Origin of the sequence: Rhodococcus sp. I2R (assembly GCF_020889545.1) — a bacterium.
Taxonomy (GTDB): domain Bacteria; phylum Actinomycetota; class Actinomycetes; order Mycobacteriales; family Mycobacteriaceae; genus Rhodococcoides.
Genome location: NZ_JAHUTG010000025.1, coordinates 1 through 19,176 on the forward strand (window position 1 = coordinate 1; position 19,176 = coordinate 19,176).

The following is a 19,176-nucleotide window of genomic DNA, read 5'->3' on the forward strand; positions in this document are numbered from 1 at the left end:
CATCTGCGAGATGCCCTTCGTTGTGGCCGAATTTGATCCTCGAGAAATCTCATTCTTCCACTACGACAGGGCATTTCGTGTCTGCGACCCGCGCTTGGTCGCTACCGAATCGGTGCAACCAGGATAAGTCGGGTTCGATGGGTCGTCTATGTGCCTTCGCATCGATCACGGCACTGAACCGAGAGCTACCCGCGGGTAGGAAAACCGAAACCTCTGGTCAAGAAGTGATGGAGCGCGAGCTCACGCTGGTGTTGCTCGCCGCGAGCGTGATTTCGCCGGCGTTGGCGCTTGGAGCCCCTCCATTACGAGCCGAAGGTACTGATCGGCAAGCTGCTGCGCTGAGAGCTCTCCGGACGGGGTGAACCAACGCACGGCAACCCATACGGAGTCGCGGAGGAATCGGTAGACGATCTTGGGGTCCAGATCGTCGCGGAAGACACCCTGCGCGATTCCGTCCTCGATGACCTGGACCCAAATGCGACGTATCTCGTTCTCGGTCTTATTCAGATACGCGAAGCGAGGGAACTGTGACAGATAGTTCCGCTCGTTCTGTATGACGGTGATGGCGGCCCGGTGCGGACCGAGTGAGACGAACGCCGCGACGATCAACTCGCGCAGCGTCGCGATCGGATCTTGTTCTCGACTTACGATCTCGGTATGCGTTGCCATCAGGTTGTCGAGATAGCTCGACAGAATCTCTTCCAGGATGGTCTCCTTGGAATCGAAGTGATGGTAGAGGCTGCCGGACAGAACGCCTGCGGCATCGCCGATTTCGCGCACCGTTGTCGAGCGGAAGCCGCGCTCTGCGAACAACTCGGCGGCGATCTGAACCAGCGCTCGGCGCCGTTCGGAGCCCTGGGCGTTTTTTTCGGTCGATCGAGCCCGAGGTGATCTCGATGAAGAAGCCATGATCGAATTATCCACCTTTCCTGCTCGAGCGTTAGGTTGGGGAGGGCGGATCGCCGACGGCTGTTCCTGCCGCGTGTTCGAGCGTCGTTCGGTGCACGCGTGGCCGGCCGAACAGCCCGGAGCTCGAATGCGAGCGCTTGAAGTACAACTGCATGACGTGTTCCCACGTGATGGCGATTCCGCCGTGTAGTTGAACACACTCCGCCGCAACGGATTCGAAGACCTCCGAGCAGTAGGTGTGGGCGAGCGCTGCATCTGTGTGCAGTCCATCGTGCGTGGTGGATGCCGCCGCTGCATACGCGACCGCTCTTGCTGACTGGACGAGGACGTGCAAGTCGGCCATCCGGTGTTTGAGAGCTTGGAAGCTGCCGATCGGGCGGCCGAACTGGACACGTTGGGTGGTGTACTCGACAGTGAGCTCGAGGCAGCGTGCGGCAGCACCGACTTGTTCGCCCGCCAGGAGGATCATCGCCCGGTCGAGGGCTTCGGTGAGCGCACCCTCGGCGTTCTGCACCCTCAACCTTCGGGCCTCCGCGCCGTCGAATCGGACCCGGTGCAGCGCCCTGCCCGGGTCCATCGCAGATCCGTCATCGCTGTGCACACCGGGTGATCGGGCGTCCACCTCGAAGATGCCGGCACCGTCCTCGGCCGCTGTGACGACCAGGAACACGTCGGCGACCCCAGCGTCGAGAACGAAGTGGGAATCGCCCGTCAGGAGCCAGCCTGGGGTGGATGCTGCCTCGCCCTGCGGGGTGACCGCACCGGATCGGACGGCCGAAACCGCCGGGTCGGCGCGCAACCACCTGCCCTGTGCGTCCGCGGCGCACACCGACACGATCATCGCCCCTGCCGCGATCCGCGGAAGCAGTCGGTCCTTGGCATCACCGTCGTTCGCGGCGTTCAACAGTGCGGCGGCCATCCCCGATGATCCGAGAGCGGGGGAGGGCGCGAGAACTCTGCCGAGTTCTTCGGCGACGATCATGGCCTCGACCGGTCCGCCGCCTTGCCCTCCGTGGGCCTCGGGAAGCGAGATGCCTCCGGCACCGATCTGCTCGCACAGGGCTGTCCACAGATCGCGGTCGAATCCATCAGCAGAGGACATGGCCGCACGCACTGCCGATGGCGGGCACTTTCTGGACAGCATCGTCCGGAGTGCATCGGCGAGCATCTGCTGATCGTCGTTCAGCACGATCACAGGACCTCCAGAATTCGCCTGCGGTGTACTGACGCGGTGCCCCAAGAAGATTGCAGCGCTCGAACCTTGGTGATCCAGAGCGACAGGTCGAACTCCGCGGTGTAACCGATCGCGCCGTGCACCTGCAGGGCGGTTCGGCTGGCGCGGTATGCGGCGTCCCCGCACGCGACCTTTGCTGCGGAGACGTCCCGGCGAGCAATATCCGGGTGCGCGGCGAGAGAAAGTGCGGCGTTGTACAGAAGCGGCGCGGCGAGCTCGAGCTCGACCATCACGTCGGCGAGTTGATGCTTGATCGCCTGATAGGACCCGATCGGCCGCCCGAACTGCTGGCGAACCTTGGCGTAGTCCACCGTCCGGGTCAGTAGCGACCGGCCGGCGCCGAGAAGCTGCGCGGCGCACCCGAGTGTGGCGCGCAACTCCGCCTCCCGCACCCCCTCCTGGACCGCCGCGTCAGCGCCCGTGACAGCTGTACCGGGTTCGACAATGCCGAGAGTGCGTGACGGATCGACCGATCGGTGCGTTCCAGTAACTGTTGCCGTCGACATCGCGCCTTCCCTGACCAGAAGTGAAAGACCGGCCACGTGTGGGTCCAGCACGTGGGGGGAGTGCGGCTCGATGGCGACCGTTGCGACGAGATCACCGGAGGCGAGGCCGGTGAGCCACTCCTCCGTGAGCCCCTGCCCAGTGCCGTCGTTGCCCGTGCGGTTCGTCCACCCGAGGAGGGCGGGTGCCGCTGCGATCGATTCGACGACGGGTCCGGGTACACCCCATTTGCCCATTCGTTCCAGGGCGACCACCAGGTCCAATGGTTCGGCGTCTAGACCGCCGAACTCTGCATCGATCAGCAGACCCGTGACTCCGATGTCTCCCAGCGACTTCCACAGTGTCCGAGTCGGTTCGACGTCACCTGCGGCCAGGGCGCGGCTGATGCCGGGAACGTCCGCGGCGGCCAGCATCGCGTCGATGCTGGCTCCGAAGTCCAGTCGAGAGGTGTCGAGTGCAAATCTCATCGATCTCCTTTGGGGAGGCCGAGGAGCCGCTCGGCGATCACGTTGCGTTGAATCTCATTGGTACCGGCATAGATCGGGCCCGAAAGTGAGAAGAGGTACCCGTCGGTCCACCGGCCGGAGAGTTCGGCGCCGCTGCCGAGGACATCCAGTGCAGTCTCGTGCAGCGCCACATCCAATTCGGACCAGAACACCTTGGTCACCGACGATTCCGCACCGAGGGAACCGCCCTCGGTCAACCGGGTCACGGTGCCGTAGGTGTGTAACCGGTACGACTGTGCCCCGATCCACGCGTCCACCACGCGATCACCCAGTGCTGTGTCGGATGGGTCGCAGTGTTCTCTGAACAGCGTGACGAGTTCGGCCGCGGCAGTGACGAATCTGCCGGGGCTACGAAGTGACATACCGCGTTCGTTGCTCGACGTACTCATCGCGACTTTCCACCCGTCGTCGGGCGGACCGATCACGTCGTGGTCGGGGACGAATACTCCTTCGAGAAATATTTCGGCAAATCCCGGTTCGCCGTCGAGCTGTGCGATCGGGCGCACCGTGACACCCTCCGCGTCGAGCGGAAACATGAAGTACGTCAAGCCGCGATGGCGCTCGGCTTCAGGGTCGGATCGGAACAACCCGAAGGCGCAGTCGGCGAAGCTGGCTCGTGAGCTCCAGGTCTTCTGGCCGTCGAGGATCCACCCCCCGTCGGTGCGGCGGGCGGAGGATTTGATCCCGGCGAGGTCGCTGCCCGCCTCGGGTTCGGACCATGCCTGGGCCCAGATGTCATCGGCCTGCGCCATGCGGGGGAGTATTCGCCGACGCTGTTCTTCCGTACCGTGTGCGAACAGCGTCGGTGCCAGCAGAAAGATCCCGTTCTGGCTCACCCGCGCGGGAGCGCCGGCGGCGTAGTACTCCTCCTCGAAGACCACCCACTCCAGCATGGACGCATCTCGACCCCCGAGCTCACGCGGCCACGAGACCGCGGAGTATCTGTGCTCGGCGAGTACGCGTTCCCATTGTCGATGAGCTTCGAATCCTGCCGCGGTGTCGAAGGAGGGCAGGGGATCGCTCGGTACGTTCGCGCGAAGAAAATCGCGAGCCTCGTCGCGGAACGCCACGGTCGATGCATCGAGATCGAGATCCATGATCGGTCAGCCCCTACCTGTGTTCGACGCCTGCTCGGCGGAGGTCTTCATCGACCGCGCATCCATTCCGCCGAGGGAATCGCTGGCCACCTCGGCGTTGTGGGAATGGGCGAAGTGGTGAAGGCCGAACACCGAGTCCATGCCGGATCTCATGCCCATCAAATCCTCGCATTGGTTGACGGCCTTCTTGGTCAAGGCCAGTCCGAAGGACGGCATGGACGCGATCTGCTCTGCCAATGCGAACGACTCGGATTCGAGGTTCTCGCGCGGTACCACTCGATTGAGCATTCCCCAGTCCAAAGCCTCTGCAGCGGTGAACCGTTGGCCGGTGAAGAGTATCTCCTTGGCGCGCCGCGGGCCGAGCACCCAGGGGTGTGCGAAGTACTCGACGCCCGGGATGCCCATGCGCACAACTGGATCCGAGAAGAATGCGTCTTCACTGGCAACGATCATGTCGCAGACCCAGGACAGCATCAGTCCGCCGGCGATGCAGGCGCCGTGTACTACCGCGATGGTCGGTTTGGGGATCTCGCGCCACCGTCGGCACATCCCCAGATAGACCTCCATCTCGCGCGCGAACCGTTGGTCGCCACCGGTTTTGCGTACGTGGTCCCACCACAGCACAGCCCTGTTCTCGTATTCCGCGTCCACGTCTCGGCCCGGTGTACCGATGTCGTGTCCGGCAGAGAAATGCCGGCCGTTGCCAGCCAGCAGGATCACCTTGACCTCGTCGTCCTCCACAGCACGGACGAACGCGGCGTCCAGGGCATAGGTCATCACCGAGTTCTGCGCGTTCCGATATTCCGGCCGGTTCATCGTCACGACCGCGACGCTGCCACGAACCTCGTACAGCACCACATCCGAATCTTCCGACCCGGTGCCTCCGGTCTCACTGTTCATACGAACTCCTCGCGCAGTACACGTTTCAATACCTTTCCGCCCGCGTTGCGGGGCAGTTTTTCGCGCAGTAAGACTTCTTTCGGAACTTTGAAGCCGGCGAGGCGATTGCGGCAGTGCTCGATGAGCGCGGCCGGATCGGGCGTCGAACCGGCTTTGGGAACTACGAAGGCCACGCCGACCTCCCCGAGTCGTGCGTCCGGCCGACCCACCACGGCGGCGTCGGCGACCTCGGAACATGCGAGCATCACCTGTTCGACCTCGGCGGGATAGACGTTGAACCCGCCGGAGATGTACATGTCCTTCAACCGGTCGGTGATCGTCAGGTAGCCGCGGTTGTCGAGCGAACCGATGTCGCCGGTGTGCAGCCAGCCGTCCGCGTCGATTGCCTCGCTGGTCGACTTGGAATCGTCGAGGTAGCCGAGCATCACGTTCGGACCGCGGAGTAGGACCTCCCCGCGCGCTCCGATCTTCACCTCGAACCCGGCCGCGGCACGACCCGACGTGGCCGAGACGGTGGCGGCATCGTCACCGGGGCGGCACATCGTGGCTACTACCGCTTCGGTGAGGCCGTATGCCGTGAGAACCGTGTCAATGGTCAACTCCTGACGCATCTGCTCGATGAGTGTCACCGGAACCACTGCTGCGCCGGTGACTGCCAGCCGAAGTGACGACAGGTCGAATTGATCCCGTGCGGGGTGGTCGAGAATGGTCCGGTAGATCGTCGGGGCACCGGGCAGGACGGTGATCCGATGGTGGTCGACCATGCGCATCGCAGTCTCGGGGTCGTAGACGGCAAGAGGGTAGACCGTTGCGCCGACCGAGAGAGCGGCCAGAACCCCGGCTTTGAATCCGAAGCTGTGAAAGAACGGGTTGACGATCAGGTATCGGTCGTCGTGGCGCAGGCCGGTGCACTCGGCCCACGCGCGGGCCACCGACAGCGATTGTCGATGCGAGCTCATGGCGCCTTTGCTTCGGCCGGTGGTGCCCGAAGTGAACAATATGTCGCTGACGGATTCGCCGTCGAGGTCGCCGGTGCGTTGCTCGATCACCGATTGCGGTGTGCGGGCCGCCAACGCGAGAAGGTCCACCCACGTGTAGTTGTCACTGCCGCGCAGTGCTTTTGATTCATCGCTCGCGTATGGGGGAACGGTGACCACGGCGCGTAGCGACGCGAACTTGGACCGGTCGAGGTCCGCTGTTCGGTCGATGCCCAGGAACAACTGCGGTACGACGAGAATTCGAGCTCGGGTTCGCTCGAGAATGTCCGCTGCCTCCGCGGAGGTGTAGCGAGTGTTGATCGGCACCACCCGTCCTCCTGCATGGTGAGCGGCCAGTGCGCAGACGATCCAGTAGTGGCTATTGGGGGCCCAGACGGCGACGTTGTCTCCTGCCTCGACTCCGAGAGAGACGAACGCCCGGGCCACCTCGACGACCCGGCGGCGTAACTCGGCGAACGAGATCTCCGTTGCGCCGTCGACGATCGCCACGGTATCGCCGTAGGTTTCGGCGGCATGCGTCAACGCCTCGGGCGTCGTCTGCATCTCGTCGGTCACGTGCAACTCCTAGCTGAGCAAGGGCTTGGTTTGTTAACGTACCTGAATGGCCCGTGAAGAGGGAAGAGTCGACTACTCCGAAGATGACGACGGCGAGCGCTTTCGCATCCAGATCCGACAGTGGCTGGGCGATAACCTCACCGGGCGATTTGCTGCCCTGAAAGGACTGGGCGGCCCGGGGCGAGAACACGAGGCATTCGAGGAACGGCTCGAGTGGGATCGCCATCTCGCCGCTGCCGGATGGACCTGCCTCGGTTGGCCGGTGGAATTCGGCGGCCGCGGTGCCCCGCTCTCGCACCAGGTCGTCTTTCACGAGGAGTACGCCCGCGCCGATGCCCCGGCACGGGTCGGTCACATCGGCGAGGAACTGCTCGGTCCGACACTGATCGCCTTCGGAACGCCGGAACAGCGCACACGGTTCCTGCCGGGCATCATCTCGGTCGGTGAACTGTGGTGTCAGGGCTACTCCGAGCCCGGAGCGGGTTCGGATCTGGCCGCAGTGTCGACTTCGGCAGCGCTCGACGGTGACGAGTGGGTGATCACCGGGCAGAAGATCTGGACATCGCTGGCGCACCTAGCTGACTGGGCGTTCGTAATAGCCCGCACCGAGCGAGGATCGACACGTCACGCTGGGCTGTCGTATCTGCTCGTTCCGATGAAGCAGGACGCCATCACGGTCCGTCCGATCACCCAGTTGACCGGCACCTCCGAATTCAACGAGGTGTACTTCGACGGTGCCCGTACCGCCGCCGACCTGGTCGTCGGCGAACCCGGCCGGGGTTGGTCGATCGCGATGGGGACCTTGGGTTTCGAGCGGGGCGTGTCGACGCTGGGGCAGCAGGTCGGTTTTGCGCGCGAGCTGGACGGTGTCATCGCAGTTGCTCGCAGCAACGGGAGCATCGAGGATCCGCTCGTGCGGGAGAAGTTGACACGCGCGTGGATGGGATTGCGCGTGATGCGTGCCTATGCGCTGACCACGCTCGGTGGAACCGGTACCCAAGGTGAAGACTCCATCTCGAAACTGTTGTGGGCGAACTGGCACCGGGGACTGGGGGAGTTGGCGATGGATGTCGTCGGCGCACCGTCGATGTTGGCCCCCGACGGTGAACTCGACGAGTGGCAGCGCCTGTTCCTGTTCACCCGCGCCGACACCATCTACGGCGGTTCGAACGAAATCCAGCGCAACATCATCTCCGAGCGAGTGCTCGGACTCCCACGAGAGGCACGCCCATGACAGACCCAAGCTCCGACCCTCAGCCCTCGACCGCAAACTCGTCCGCGAGGACACCGCTGTCCGTCGCCCCGCAGGAGACCCCCGGTCACGGACTGCTCACCGGACGCGTCGTCGTCGTGACCGCGGCCGCGGGAACAGGCATAGGCAGTGCGACTGCGCGTCGTGCCCTCGCCGAAGGAGCCGACGTCGTCCTCTCCGATGTCCACGCCCGTCGGCTCGAGGAGACACGCGAGGAGCTCGAGGAGCTCGGGTTGGGGAAGGTTTCGGCGATCACCTGCGACGTCACCGACACCGCGCAGGTCGATGCGTTGATCGCGTACGCGGTATCAACCCTCGGCCGCGTCGACGTTCTGGTGAACAACGCCGGGCTCGGCGGCGAGACCCCCGTTGCAGACATGACCGACGATCAATGGTCGAGGGTCCTCGACGTGACGCTGGGCAGCACGTTTCGGTGCACGCGAGCGGCATTGAACTACTTCCGCGACGTCGAGCACGGCGGCGTCATTGTCAACAATGCGAGCGTCCTCGGCTGGCGAGCACAACACGGACAGGCGCACTACGCCGCGGCGAAAGCCGGGGTCATGGCACTGACTCGCTGCAGCGCGATCGAGGCAGCCGCCTACGGCGTCCGCATCAACGCCGTTGCCCCCAGCATCGCCAACCACGCCTTCCTGGCGAAGGTCACCTCGACCGAACTCCTCGATCGACTGGCATCCGACGAAGCCTTCGGTCGAGCCGCAGAGCCGTGGGAAATTGCCACCACCATCGCATTTCTGGCGAGTGACTACTCGACCTACCTCACCGGCGAGGTCGTCTCGGTGTCCAGTCAGCGAGCCTGACCGCTCACCGAGCTCCGTAGACCGGCACCGGAGTCTCGGCGGACGCCAGCAACTTCTCAACTGCTGCGCCGACGTGGGACGGCTCCCATCGGGATCCGTTGTCGACGGACGGGCCGTGCCGCCACCCCTGCGCCACGCCGATGACGCCCCCTTCCACTTCGAAGACTCGACCGGTGACCGCGGCCGACTGTGTGCTGCCGAGCCAGACGACGAGCGGTGAAATGTTCTCGGGCGCCATCGCATCGAAACCGTCGGCGGGCGCAGCCATGTCCTCGGCGAACGCGTTCTCGGTCATCCGGGTCCGCGCAGCGGGGGCGATGGCGTTGACCGTGACGCCGTAGCTCGCGAATTCGCTTGCCGCGACCAGCGTCAAGCCAGCGATTCCCGCCTTCGCCGCCGCGTAGTTGCCCTGACCGACACTTCCCTGCAAACCAGCACCCGAACTGGTGTTGACGATGCGTGCATCTACCGCACGACCAGCCTTGTGTTCAGCCCGCCAGTAGGCGACGGCATGACGCAGCGGGGCGAAATGTCCCTTGAGGTGGACGCGGATGACGGCGTCCCATTCGTCCTCGGCCAGATTGGCGAGCATTCGGTCACGCAGAAACCCGGCATTGTTGACCAGTACGTCCAGTGACCCGAACTCCGAAAGCGCCGTGTCGATCAGCCGCCCCGCGCCCGCCCAGTCGGCTACGTCGTCGGTGTTGGCCACCGCGCGCCCTCCCATTGCGACAATCTCGTCGACCACATCCTGCGCGGGGCCGGCGGAGGCGTTCGAACCGTCGATTGCGACACCGACATCGTTGACCACCACACTCGCCCCCTCGGCGGCGAATGCGAGCGCATGCGCACGTCCGATGCCGCGTCCTGCCCCGGTGACGACGACGACGCGGCCTTTGCACAGATCTGTCATGAACGGTTTCCTTCTCTATCGGTTGGTGTTGCGGCATCGAGGAATGCGGGACGCTCGCCGCCGCCGTGAACGGCCAGCATCGACCCGCTGACGTAGGAAGCGGCCGACGAGGCGAGGAAAACAGCGCAGGCACCGATGTCCGCCGGCGTCGCGAGTCGTCCCAGTGGAACAGTGCGTTCCACTGCAGCTACGCCGTCGGCGTCCCCGTAGTGCAGATGGCTCAGTTCCGTCGCCACCATCCCCACGGTCACCCCATTGACCCGAACTTTCGGCGCCCACTCGACGGCCAACGATGTCGTGAGGCTGTCCAATCCAGCTTTCGCGGCGCCGTATGCAGCCGTGCCGGGGGAAGGACGGCGTGCGCTGACGCTGCTGATCATCGTGATCGAGCCGCCCTGCGGCTGTTGTTGCATAACCGCATTCGCCTCCCGCGCGACGATCAGCGGCGCCAGCAGGTTCAGCTCGACGACTTTGCGGTGGAATTCGGCGCTTGCGTCTGCGGCCATCGCGAACGGCGCACCGCCGGCATTGTTGACGACGGCGTCGAGGCGACCGTATCGGTCGACGACGTCAGCTACCAGTGCGGCGACCTGATCCTCCCTGCGCACGTCGCAGGGGAGGTACTGCGCGGTCGCATCGCCCTCGGTGATCGGTGCGTCCGCGTCACGCCGAGCGCACGCGACAACGATGTATCCAGCTCGTAGAAAAGCTCGTGACAGGCCGGCGCCGACGCCGCGCACACCGCCAGTGATCAAGGCGACCGGCGTATCTCGACCAGTGTTCACCTGTGCCTCCGCTCGAATTCGGGATCGACGAACCTCGTGAACTGGCCCGTCGACTGTGCTAACTTACCAAGCACATGCTTGCTTTGTACGGCAATAGTGAGGATTCGATCGTGCCAGTCATTTCCAGCGAGCCGGAACCCGGAATCGTCACCGTCTCCATCGACTACCCGCCGGTGAATGCACTTCCAGTCCAAGGTTGGTTCGACCTCGCCGAGGCGGTGACGAGAGCCGGCGCGAATCCGGCAACCCGGGTCGTTGTGCTGCGGGCCGAGAATCGCGGCTTCTGTGCAGGAGTCGACATCAAGGAGATCGAAAACTACTCGGGCTACGAGCATCTCATCGGTGCGAACAAGGGATGTGCCGTCGCTTTCTCGGCGGTGTACGACTGCGAAGTCCCGGTCATCGCGGCGGTACAGGGCTTCTGCCTCGGTGGAGGAATCGGACTCGTGGGAAACGCGGACGTGGTCGTTGCCTCGGACGACGCAACATTCGGCGTTCCCGAGGTCGACCGTGGGGCGCTGGGAGCTGCGACACATCTCTCTCGTCTGGTACCCCAGCACTTGATGCGCACGCTCTACTACACGGCGCGTCGGATCGACGCGAAGGCGCTCGAGCATTTCGGATCCGTATACGAAGTGGTACCGCGCGCAGAGTTGGACGAGTCCGCTCTGCGAGTAGCCCGTGATATCGCAGCGAAGGACACCCGTGTCATCCGAGCGGCCAAGGAAGCGTTGAACGGCATCGACATCCAGCCGGTGCATCGCAGCTACCGCTTCGAACAAGGCTTCACATTCGAGCTCAATCTGTCGGGTGCGGCCGACGAAGCCCGTCGTAGCTCGCTCGACAACAACTTTCGCACCAGCGAACACCAGGACCACCGAGGAAAGGGCGGCCACGCATGACGGCACCGGAGCGGCGCGACAAGACCAGCACTCTCGATGCTGTAGTGAGCGAGCTGACCGACGGTATGACCATCGGCATCGGCGGGTGGGGATCTCGGCGCAAGCCCATGGCAGCAGTGCGCGCGCTACTGCGATCACCGCTGCGCGAGCTCACAGTCGTCTCGTACGGCGGTCCCGATGTCGGACTACTCTGCGCGGCAGGGAAAGTGCGACGCGTCGTATACGGGTTCGTGTCATTGGACTCGATCCCGTACGACCCATGGTTCTCGCGTGCACGGACGACCGGATCCATCGAGGTACGCGAGGTGGACGAGGGCATGTTGAACGCAGGCCTGCAGGCGGCAGCGGCGCGTCTGCCGTTTCTGCCGATACGCGCAGGCATCGGATCCGACGTGATGACCTACTACCCGGAACTGCGCACCATCAGATCGCCCTATCCGATACCGGGGACCGACCAGTTCGAGGAGCTCGTAGCAATGCCCGCATTGACACTCGATGCTGCGTTCGTGCATCTGAACCTGGCGGACGCGAGCGGCAACGGAGTGTATCTGGGGCCGGATCCGTATTTCGACGATCTCTATCTGCGTGCCGCGACACGCCGTTATCTGACCTGCGAGAGGATCGTGCCGACAGCCGAACTCGTCGCTGCGGCACCGCCGCAAGCGATGCTGACCAATCGGATGATGGTCGATGCAGTGATCGCGGCGCCCGGAGGCGCGCACTTCACCTCGTGCGTACCGGATTACGATCGCGACGAAGCTTTCCAGAAGGCCTATGTCGCCGCCGCAGCCGATGATGCCGAATGGGCGAAGTTCTACGAGAACTACGTGTCCGGGACCGACCGACAGGATGTCGACGCATGACCACCGAGCACGTGACACGTGCGGAGATCTGCGCGACCGCCTGCGCGGACCTGTTCAGCGGCGCTGGCGAGATAATGGCCAGCCCCATGGGGCTCATGCCGAGTATCGGTGCCCGACTGGCGCGGTTGACCACCGAACCCGATCTGCTGCTTTCGGATGGTGAGGCGTACCTGCTGGCCGACACCCCTGCCCTCGGGGCCTCCGCACCCATCGAAGGGTGGATTCCGTATCGCGCGGTCTTCGACGTCGTCGCCTCGGGGCGGCGTCACGTGGTGATGGGTGCCAATCAGCTCGATCGTCACGGCAATCAGAACATTTCCTGCCTCGGCAACCACGCCAAGCCGACGCGCCAGATGTTCGGCGTTCGAGGTGGGCCGGGAAACACCATCAACCACCGCACGAGCTACTGGGTTCCGCGCCACTCGACTCGGGTCTTCGTCGACGCCGTCGACATGGTGTCCGGGGTCGGTTACGACAAGGTCGAGGGAAATCCCGCGGGACGGTTTCTCGACATCCACCGAGTCGTCAGCAATCTCGCAGTGCTCGACTTCTCGGGCGCAGGTAACACGATGCGGTTGGTCTCGGTGCACCCCGGTGTGACCGCGGACGAGGTTGGTGCTGCGACCGGCTTCGAACTCGACATCTCGTCCGTGACGCAGACGCGGATTCCCGGCGAGGACGAACTGAACTTGATCCGCAATGCCATCGATCCGCGAGGACTGCGCGAGAAGGAGGTCCCGGCGAAGTGAGAATGCTCAGTACGCGTTTCACGGAACTGGTCGGCGTCGAGCACCCGATCGTGCAGACCGGAATGGGATGGGTCGCGGGGCCACGTCTCGTGGCGGCGACCTCGAACGCCGGAGGTCTCGGGATACTGGCGTCGGCGACGATGACCTACCCTGAGCTGGCCACCGCGATCGCGAAGACCAAGGCCGCCACCGACCGACCGTTCGGGGTCAACATCCGCGCCGATGCAGCCGATGCTGCAGAGCGCGTGAGTCTACTGATCCGTGAGAAGGTTCGAGTGGCGTCGTTCGCTCTGGCGCCGCGTCCCGAACTCATCGATACGTTGAAAAATGCTGGGGTGGTGGTTATTCCATCGATCGGAGCGGCCAAGCATGCTCGAAAAGTTGCGGGCTGGGGCGCCGATGCCGTGATCGTCCAAGGTGGGGAGGGCGGGGGCCACACCGGGCCGGTGGCAACGACTTTGTTGCTGCCCTCGGTATTGGACGCCGTCGACATCCCGGTCGTCGCTGCCGGTGGCTTCTTCGATGGGCGAGGACTGGCGGCGGCATTATCGTACGGCGCTGCCGGAGTTGCGATGGGAACACGGTTTCTCTTGACGCAGGAATCGACGGTGCCCGACGCGGTCAAGCAACGGTATCTGTCCGCGGGTCTCGACGGAACGGTGGTGTCCACTCGGGTGGACGGAATGCCGCACCGGGTGCTTCGAACCGAACTGGTGGACACACTGGAAAAGTCCTCGCGCGCACTCGGTTTCGTGCACGCCGCGCGCAACGCTGCCCGATTCAAGTCGATGACGGGAATGTCCTGGTCGACGATGGTTCGTGACGGTCTGGCCATGCGCCGCGGTAAGGATCTTTCCTGGGGTCAGGTACTGATGGCCGCGAACACCCCCATGCTGCTCAAATCGGGACTCGTCGACGGTAACGCGCAAGCAGGTGTGCTCGCGTCCGGTCAGGTCGTTGGCATGCTCGCCGACCTACCGACCTGCGCCGACCTGATCGAATCGGTCGTCTCCGAGGCTATTTTGGCGATCGACGCGGCGTCCCGAACGATCACCGAGCGTTAGCGACTCAGCTGAGCCGAGCGTTAGCGACTCAGCTGAGCCGAGCGTTAGCGGCTCAGCTGAGCCGAGCGTTAGCGGCTCAGCTGAGTCGGATAGTAGCGACTAGCTGAGCCGCTCGATGATCGTCACATTGGCTGTTCCGCCGCCCTCGCAGATGGTCAGCAGCCCGTAGCGTCCTTGGATACGCTCGAGTTCGCAGAGCAGTGTGGCCAACAGCTTCGTGCCGGTAGCGCCGAGCGGGTGTCCGAGGGCGATGGCGCCGCCGTTGACGTTCACCTTCTCCGGATCGGCCCCGATCTCCTTCATCCAGGCCAGTACGACGGGTGCGAACGCCTCGTTGATCTCGACGGCATCGATATCGTCGATCGTCAGACCGGCGCGTTCGAGCGCGTACTTGGTTGCCGGTATCGGAGCGCTCAGCATGAAGACCGGGTCGCTGCCGCGGGCGCTGAGGTGATGGATCCGTGCGCGGGGACGCAGCCCGTATTCGCGCACGGCGGCTTCGGATGCGAGGAGGGTCGCGCTGGCGCCGTCGGAGATCTGACTGGCCAGAGCGGCGGTCAGACGTCCACCGTCGACGAGAGTCGGCAACGCCTGCATCTTCTCCAGCGTGGTGGAGCGTGGACCTTCGTCGACGGTGTGGCCGTCGACTGCGATGATCTCCCGATCGAAACGGCCGGTTGCGATCGCCGCGCGTGCACGGGTGTGACTCGTCAGCGCGAACATTTCCATGTCCTGCCTGCTGACATCCCACTTGTCCGCGATCAGCTCTGCGCCACGGAATTGCGAGATCTCCTGTTTGCCATAGCGGTGTTCCCATCCCGTCGAGCCGACGAACGGGGTGTCGAAGCCGTACTGTTGCCCCGCCGTCATTGCCGATGCGATGGGAATTTTCGACATGTTCTGGACGCCACCGGCGACGATCATGTCTGCTGTGCCGCTCATGATCGCCTGCGCGGCGAAGTGAACGGCCTGCTGGCTCGACCCGCATTGGCGGTCCACGGTCACTCCGGGCACCTCTTCCGGGTATCCGGCCGCCAACCATGCGGTTCTGGCGATGTTCCCCGCCTGCGGTCCGATCGCGTCGACGCACCCGAACACGACGTCGTCGATGTTCACGGGATCGATCGGGGAGCGGTCCAACAGAGAGCGGATTGCGCCGGCTCCCAGGTCCGCCGGGTGGATCTCCGACAGCGTACCGCCTCGTTTCCCTACGGGAGTTCGGACGGCGTCGATGACGTAGGCCTCGGGCATGGCTCTCCTCGCGATCGGTCGCGATCGGGTGTCGACGCGACTGGTGACACCGCGATGATAACAACCAAGCAGTTGTTTAACTACAGAACCCGGTGGGTGATCCCCGACCGTCCCGGCGGTCAGCTCCGCCGATCGCGATGCCCTGGCGCGGGTGCCGTGGTTCCGCGCACGACCAGGTGCGGTTCGATCACGGTGTTGGCGGGTTCGGCGTTTTCGTCCTCGAGGCTGGTCACGGTGAACTCCACAGCTTTTCGGGCAAGTTCCGCGCTGTCCTGACGCACCGTCGTCAGGTCGATTCGAGACAGGCTCGACAGGGGTGAATCGTCGTATCCCACGATCGAGACGTCGTACGGTACGGCGATCCCGGCCTTGACCAGCTCGTCCATGACACCGAGAGCGCTCCGGTCGTTGCCCGCGAGGATGGCTGTGGGAAGGGCCGATTCCTGCAGCAGCGCAACGGCTGCCGCTGCACCGGCGGCCTCGTCGTGTGCGCCGGGGACTATCCGGACATGTCGGCCCAGGCCGTGTCGACGCATGCACGCAATGTAGGCGCTGCGCCTGTCCTTCGATGCCGCTTGCTCTCCACCGTCGATATGCACGATGTCGCGGTGGCCCAGCGCTACGAGATGATCGACCGATTGCGCAATCCCTGTGCTGTCGGCGGAGCGTACAGAATTGATGGGGTCGACACGGCGCCCGACCATCGTGAGGACGGCGCGTTCGTTCACCGATCTCAGATATTCGGAATCGGAGAATGGATCGAACAGCACGAGTCCCTCGCACCGATGACTGAGCAGAGCCTCCATGGCCTTGTGTTCATCACGGTTGGGTCCGCCGACCGATAAGAGCACGTCGTAGCCCGCTGCTTCCGCGGCGTCGTAGACGGTGCCGACCATCTCGGCTTGGAAGGTCTGTTTGACATCGGTGAGCAGGCCGATGGTCCGACTGCGTCCGCGTGCCAGCAGTTGGGCGGCGCGGTCGGGCTGATAGCGCAGTTCGTCGGCAGCGCGCAGAACCCGTTCGCGTGTCGCCTCGGAGGCGCCCGGCTTGTCGCTGAAGACGAGCGAAACGAGGGTGCGGGAGACAGCTGCGCGTTCGGCCACGTCGGCCATGGTCGGGCGGCGACGAGAGGCTTTCGGGTCCGTCGAGCCGCTGGGTGTCTGCACGCATCCTCCTGGTCGGTGTGGCTACCACAACTGCGATGTTCAAATGTCTTGACAATCACACAACACATCACGATAGTTGCTTACTGAAGCGCGTTAGTGACGCGCGTCAGTACCCACTCACAGTAGCCAGGCAACCGCGTCTTGGCTCGCGTGCAACCGAGACCGTCGAAAGGACAACCATGAGCGTGATCCACGTGGGATCTGCACCGGATTCGTGGGGCGTATGGTTCGCCGAGGACCCTCGGCAGACCCCGTACACCCGTTTTCTCGACGAGGTAGCGGCCTCCGGTTACGAGTGGATCGAGCTGGGGCCGTACGGATACCTGCCAACGGACCCGGAGAAGCTCTCCGACGAGCTCGCATCGCGCAGCCTGAAGCTGTCGGCCGGAACAGTGTTCGAACATCTGCACCAGGACGACGCCTGGGATGCGGTGTGGACTCAGATCGAGGACGTCGCCAAGCTGACTGCGGCAGTCGGCGGCAAGCACGTCGTCGTCATCCCCGAGATGTGGCGTGACCCCGGTACCGGCGAGGTGCTCGAGGACCGCAATCTGACGGCCGACCAGTGGCGCAAGAAGACCGACGGCATGAACGAACTCGGCAAGCGCATGTTCGAGCAGTACGGAGTCAAGGCTCAGTATCATCCGCACGCCGATTCTCATGTCGACACCGAGGAGAACGTCTACCGGTTCCTCGACGGTACGTCCCCTGAATTCGTGAATCTGTGCCTCGACACCGGACACATCAGCTACTGCGGCGGCGACAACATCGCGATCATCGAGCGAGCACCCGAACGTATCGGGTACCTCCACCTCAAGCAGGTGAACGAGGTGGTTCGGGCCAAGGTCGAAGCCGAGGACTTGCCGTTCGGTGAGGCCGTCAAGCTGGGTGCGATGACGGAGCCTCCACTCGGAATTCCGGCAATGCCGCCGTTGCTGGCCGCCATCGACAAGCTCGACATCGAAGTTTTCGCCATCGTCGAGCAGGACATGTACCCGTGCTCTCCCGACGCCCCGCTGCCGATCGCGCAGCGCACCCGCAAATACCTGGGTTCCTGCGGGGTTTCCTCCGTCACCTTCGAGTGACGCCCATCTATCGAAAGAGAATCGATGTCGAACGAACTGAGAATCGCCGTACTCGGCGTAGGCATGATGGGCGCCGATCATGTTGCCCGAATTCAGTCCCGGATCGCCGGAGCACGGGTAACTGTCATCAACGACTATGTGACCGAAAGGGCCGAGGAACTCGCCGCGACGATCGACGGATGCCGCGTGGTGATCGACCCGATCGACGCCATTGCCGACCCCGAGGTCGATGCAGTGCTGTTGGCGACGCCGGGGCCCACGCATGAGAAACAGTTGCTCGCATGCCTCGAGAACGCAAAGCCTGTGCTGTGCGAAAAGCCGTTGACCACGGACGCCGCAACATCCCTCGAGGTTGTCAAGGCAGAGGCCGCGCTGGGAAAGACTCTGATTCAAGTCGGCTTCATGCGGCGCTTCGACGCCGAGTATGTGGAGTTGAAGGGGCTCATCGACTCCGGTGATCTGGGCCGCCCCCTCGTCGTGCACTGTGTGCACCGCAACCCATCGGTGCCCTCGCACTTCGACAGCGCGATGGTGGTCAAGGACTCCTTGGTACACGAAGTCGACGTCACTCGTTTCCTCCTCGACGAAGAAATCACCTCGGTGCAGATAATCAAGCCGTTTCCCAGCTCGAAAGCGCCCGAGGGGCTGCAGGATCCGCAGATCGCAGTGTTCTCGACGGAGTCGGGACGTCACGTCGACACCGAGGTGTTCGTCACCACCGGCGTTGCCTACGAGGTTCGTACCGAGGTTGTCGCCGAACTCGGCAGCGCCATTATCGGTCTCGACGTGGGCCTGGTACGAAAGAGCAAGCCCGGGACGTGGGGTGGCGCCATCACGCCGTCGTTCAAGGAGCGTTTCGGGCAGGCGTACGACGTGCAGATTCAGCGTTGGGTCGATGCCGTCGTGCGGGGCGCAGAATCGGGCAACTACGTCGACGGCCCGGGCGCTTGGGACGGATATGCTGCGGCGGCCGTGTGTGAGGCCGGAGTGAGTTCGCTCGAAACCGGTGAGCGGGTGCAGGTCGCCATGGTCGACCGTTCGTCCATCTGAGCCGACGGTATTCGAATGAGCTTCAGCGGCGCTCGGTCATGTGTGCGCGCATCGTTTCGCAGATCTGGGCCAGGGTTTCGAGAGACTCAGGCGTGAGTAGGTCGAACATGTTCGCGCGAACGGCGTCGACATGTCCGGGGCTTGCGGCGGCAAGTTTTCGCTCGCCATCGGCGGTGAGTTCGGCGAGTGTTCCGCGCCTGTCGTTCTCGCATTCGACCCGGCGTACCCAGCCGGCGGCAACCAACCGGGAAATCGCGCGGGTGACACCGCTTCGGCTGGTGGTCACCGCTTCGGCCAGTGCGCTCATGCGCATTCGGTGCTCGGTGGCTTCGGAAAGCAGCACGAGCAACTCGAAGTCGGTGAACGATATGTCCGAGTCGCGTTCGAGTTGGCGGTCGAGGGTAAGCAGAAGAAGTCGTGTCGCATCCAGGTAGGAGCGCCACATCCGCTGCTCTTCGCGGTCGAGCCAATGTGTCGATTTCACCTGCCCAGAGTACCGAGAGTGGTTGATTGGACAACTACTTTTCAGTGCACAGGCTCGAGTGATACCGCGATCGTAGAACCGCCCAATG

The 19,176-nt window shown here is 64.0% G+C and carries 19 protein-coding genes; 8 read left to right on the forward strand and 11 right to left on the reverse strand.

Going from position 1 to position 19,176, the window contains the following annotated elements:
* Positions 1-240: 240 nt before the first annotated feature.
* Genes KVY23_RS20835 through KVY23_RS20860 form a run of 6 tightly spaced genes read right to left on the reverse strand, consistent with a single transcriptional unit; the run spans position 241 to position 6,703 of the window.
* A complete protein-coding gene (locus KVY23_RS20835) occupies positions 241-909 on the reverse strand; it encodes a TetR/AcrR family transcriptional regulator (protein WP_230558076.1) in 669 nt (222 codons plus the stop codon).
* A gap of 31 nt (positions 910-940) precedes the next feature.
* On the reverse strand, positions 941-2,104 hold the full coding sequence (locus KVY23_RS20840; protein ID WP_230558077.1) for an acyl-CoA dehydrogenase family protein: 1,164 nt from the start codon (positions 2,102-2,104) through the stop codon (positions 941-943).
* The gene (locus KVY23_RS20845) at positions 2,101-3,114 is read right to left on the reverse strand and encodes an acyl-CoA dehydrogenase family protein (RefSeq protein ID WP_230558078.1); all 1,014 of its coding nucleotides are present in this window, start codon (positions 3,112-3,114) and stop codon (positions 2,101-2,103) included. The genes KVY23_RS20840 and KVY23_RS20845 overlap by 4 nt, the downstream gene beginning before the upstream one ends.
* On the reverse strand, positions 3,111-4,250 hold the full coding sequence (locus tag KVY23_RS20850) for an acyl-CoA dehydrogenase family protein (protein ID WP_230558079.1): 1,140 nt from the start codon (positions 4,248-4,250) through the stop codon (positions 3,111-3,113). The genes KVY23_RS20845 and KVY23_RS20850 overlap by 4 nt, the downstream gene beginning before the upstream one ends.
* A 6-nt stretch (positions 4,251-4,256) precedes the next feature.
* A complete protein-coding gene (locus KVY23_RS20855) occupies positions 4,257-5,150 on the reverse strand; it encodes an enoyl-CoA hydratase (RefSeq protein ID WP_230558080.1) in 894 nt (297 codons plus the stop codon).
* Positions 5,147-6,703 carry a FadD3 family acyl-CoA ligase gene (locus tag KVY23_RS20860; protein ID WP_230558081.1) on the reverse strand — a complete coding sequence of 519 codons (1,557 nt, stop codon included), beginning with the start codon at positions 6,701-6,703 and terminating at the stop codon, positions 5,147-5,149. The genes KVY23_RS20855 and KVY23_RS20860 overlap by 4 nt, the downstream gene beginning before the upstream one ends.
* A gap of 46 nt (positions 6,704-6,749) precedes the next feature.
* On the opposite strand from KVY23_RS20860, the gene KVY23_RS20865 reads away from it, so the two are divergent.
* Both KVY23_RS20865 and KVY23_RS20870 read left to right on the forward strand, forming a co-directional pair.
* Positions 6,750-7,937: an acyl-CoA dehydrogenase family protein gene (locus KVY23_RS20865; RefSeq protein ID WP_230558082.1), complete on the forward strand. Its 1,188-nt coding sequence runs from the start codon at positions 6,750-6,752 to the stop codon at positions 7,935-7,937.
* Positions 7,934-8,776 carry an SDR family oxidoreductase gene (locus KVY23_RS20870; RefSeq protein ID WP_230558083.1) on the forward strand — a complete coding sequence of 281 codons (843 nt, stop codon included), beginning with the start codon at positions 7,934-7,936 and terminating at the stop codon, positions 8,774-8,776. Before KVY23_RS20865 ends, KVY23_RS20870 begins: the two co-directional genes overlap by 4 nt.
* A 4-nt stretch (positions 8,777-8,780) precedes the next feature.
* Here the strand turns inward: KVY23_RS20870 and KVY23_RS20875 are convergent, their stop codons facing one another.
* Both KVY23_RS20875 and KVY23_RS20880 read right to left on the reverse strand, forming a co-directional pair.
* The gene (locus tag KVY23_RS20875) at positions 8,781-9,689 is read right to left on the reverse strand and encodes an SDR family oxidoreductase (RefSeq protein WP_230558084.1); all 909 of its coding nucleotides are present in this window, start codon (positions 9,687-9,689) and stop codon (positions 8,781-8,783) included.
* Complete coding sequence (locus tag KVY23_RS20880; protein WP_206511856.1) at positions 9,686-10,474, reverse strand: SDR family oxidoreductase; 789 nt, start codon at positions 10,472-10,474, stop codon at positions 9,686-9,688. Before KVY23_RS20880 ends, KVY23_RS20875 begins: the two co-directional genes overlap by 4 nt.
* A gap of 110 nt (positions 10,475-10,584) precedes the next feature.
* On the opposite strand from KVY23_RS20880, the gene KVY23_RS20885 reads away from it, so the two are divergent.
* The 4 genes from KVY23_RS20885 to KVY23_RS20900 are packed head-to-tail and all read left to right on the forward strand — an operon-like array spanning position 10,585 to position 14,052.
* Entirely contained in the window at positions 10,585-11,376 is a 792-nt protein-coding gene (locus tag KVY23_RS20885; protein WP_230558085.1) for an enoyl-CoA hydratase family protein, read from the forward strand.
* Positions 11,373-12,239: a CoA transferase subunit A gene (locus KVY23_RS20890; RefSeq protein WP_075837608.1), complete on the forward strand. Its 867-nt coding sequence runs from the start codon at positions 11,373-11,375 to the stop codon at positions 12,237-12,239. Before KVY23_RS20885 ends, KVY23_RS20890 begins: the two co-directional genes overlap by 4 nt.
* Complete coding sequence (locus KVY23_RS20895) at positions 12,236-12,988, forward strand: CoA-transferase subunit beta (protein ID WP_206511859.1); 753 nt, start codon at positions 12,236-12,238, stop codon at positions 12,986-12,988. Before KVY23_RS20890 ends, KVY23_RS20895 begins: the two co-directional genes overlap by 4 nt.
* 2 nt (positions 12,989-12,990) lie before the next feature.
* Positions 12,991-14,052, forward strand: coding sequence for a nitronate monooxygenase family protein (locus KVY23_RS20900; RefSeq protein WP_230558117.1), 1,062 nt, complete (start codon positions 12,991-12,993; stop codon positions 14,050-14,052).
* A gap of 99 nt (positions 14,053-14,151) precedes the next feature.
* Here the strand turns inward: KVY23_RS20900 and KVY23_RS20905 are convergent, their stop codons facing one another.
* Together KVY23_RS20905 and KVY23_RS20910 are read right to left on the reverse strand one after the other, a co-directional pair.
* On the reverse strand, positions 14,152-15,303 hold the full coding sequence (locus tag KVY23_RS20905) for an acetyl-CoA C-acetyltransferase (protein WP_230558086.1): 1,152 nt from the start codon (positions 15,301-15,303) through the stop codon (positions 14,152-14,154).
* A gap of 119 nt (positions 15,304-15,422) precedes the next feature.
* Positions 15,423-16,415 carry a LacI family DNA-binding transcriptional regulator gene (locus KVY23_RS20910; RefSeq protein ID WP_230558118.1) on the reverse strand — a complete coding sequence of 331 codons (993 nt, stop codon included), beginning with the start codon at positions 16,413-16,415 and terminating at the stop codon, positions 15,423-15,425.
* A gap of 233 nt (positions 16,416-16,648) precedes the next feature.
* Here KVY23_RS20910 and KVY23_RS20915 point away from each other — a divergent pair, with 233 nt between their 5' ends.
* Both KVY23_RS20915 and KVY23_RS20920 read left to right on the forward strand, forming a co-directional pair.
* On the forward strand, positions 16,649-17,554 hold the full coding sequence (locus KVY23_RS20915) for a sugar phosphate isomerase/epimerase (protein WP_075837611.1): 906 nt from the start codon (positions 16,649-16,651) through the stop codon (positions 17,552-17,554).
* 24 nt (positions 17,555-17,578) lie between these two features.
* Complete coding sequence (locus KVY23_RS20920; protein ID WP_230558087.1) at positions 17,579-18,604, forward strand: Gfo/Idh/MocA family protein; 1,026 nt, start codon at positions 17,579-17,581, stop codon at positions 18,602-18,604.
* A gap of 22 nt (positions 18,605-18,626) precedes the next feature.
* Here the strand turns inward: KVY23_RS20920 and KVY23_RS20925 are convergent, their stop codons facing one another.
* Positions 18,627-19,088, reverse strand: coding sequence for a MarR family winged helix-turn-helix transcriptional regulator (locus KVY23_RS20925; protein WP_206511457.1), 462 nt, complete (start codon positions 19,086-19,088; stop codon positions 18,627-18,629).
* Between the last annotated feature and the right edge of the window lie 88 nt (positions 19,089-19,176).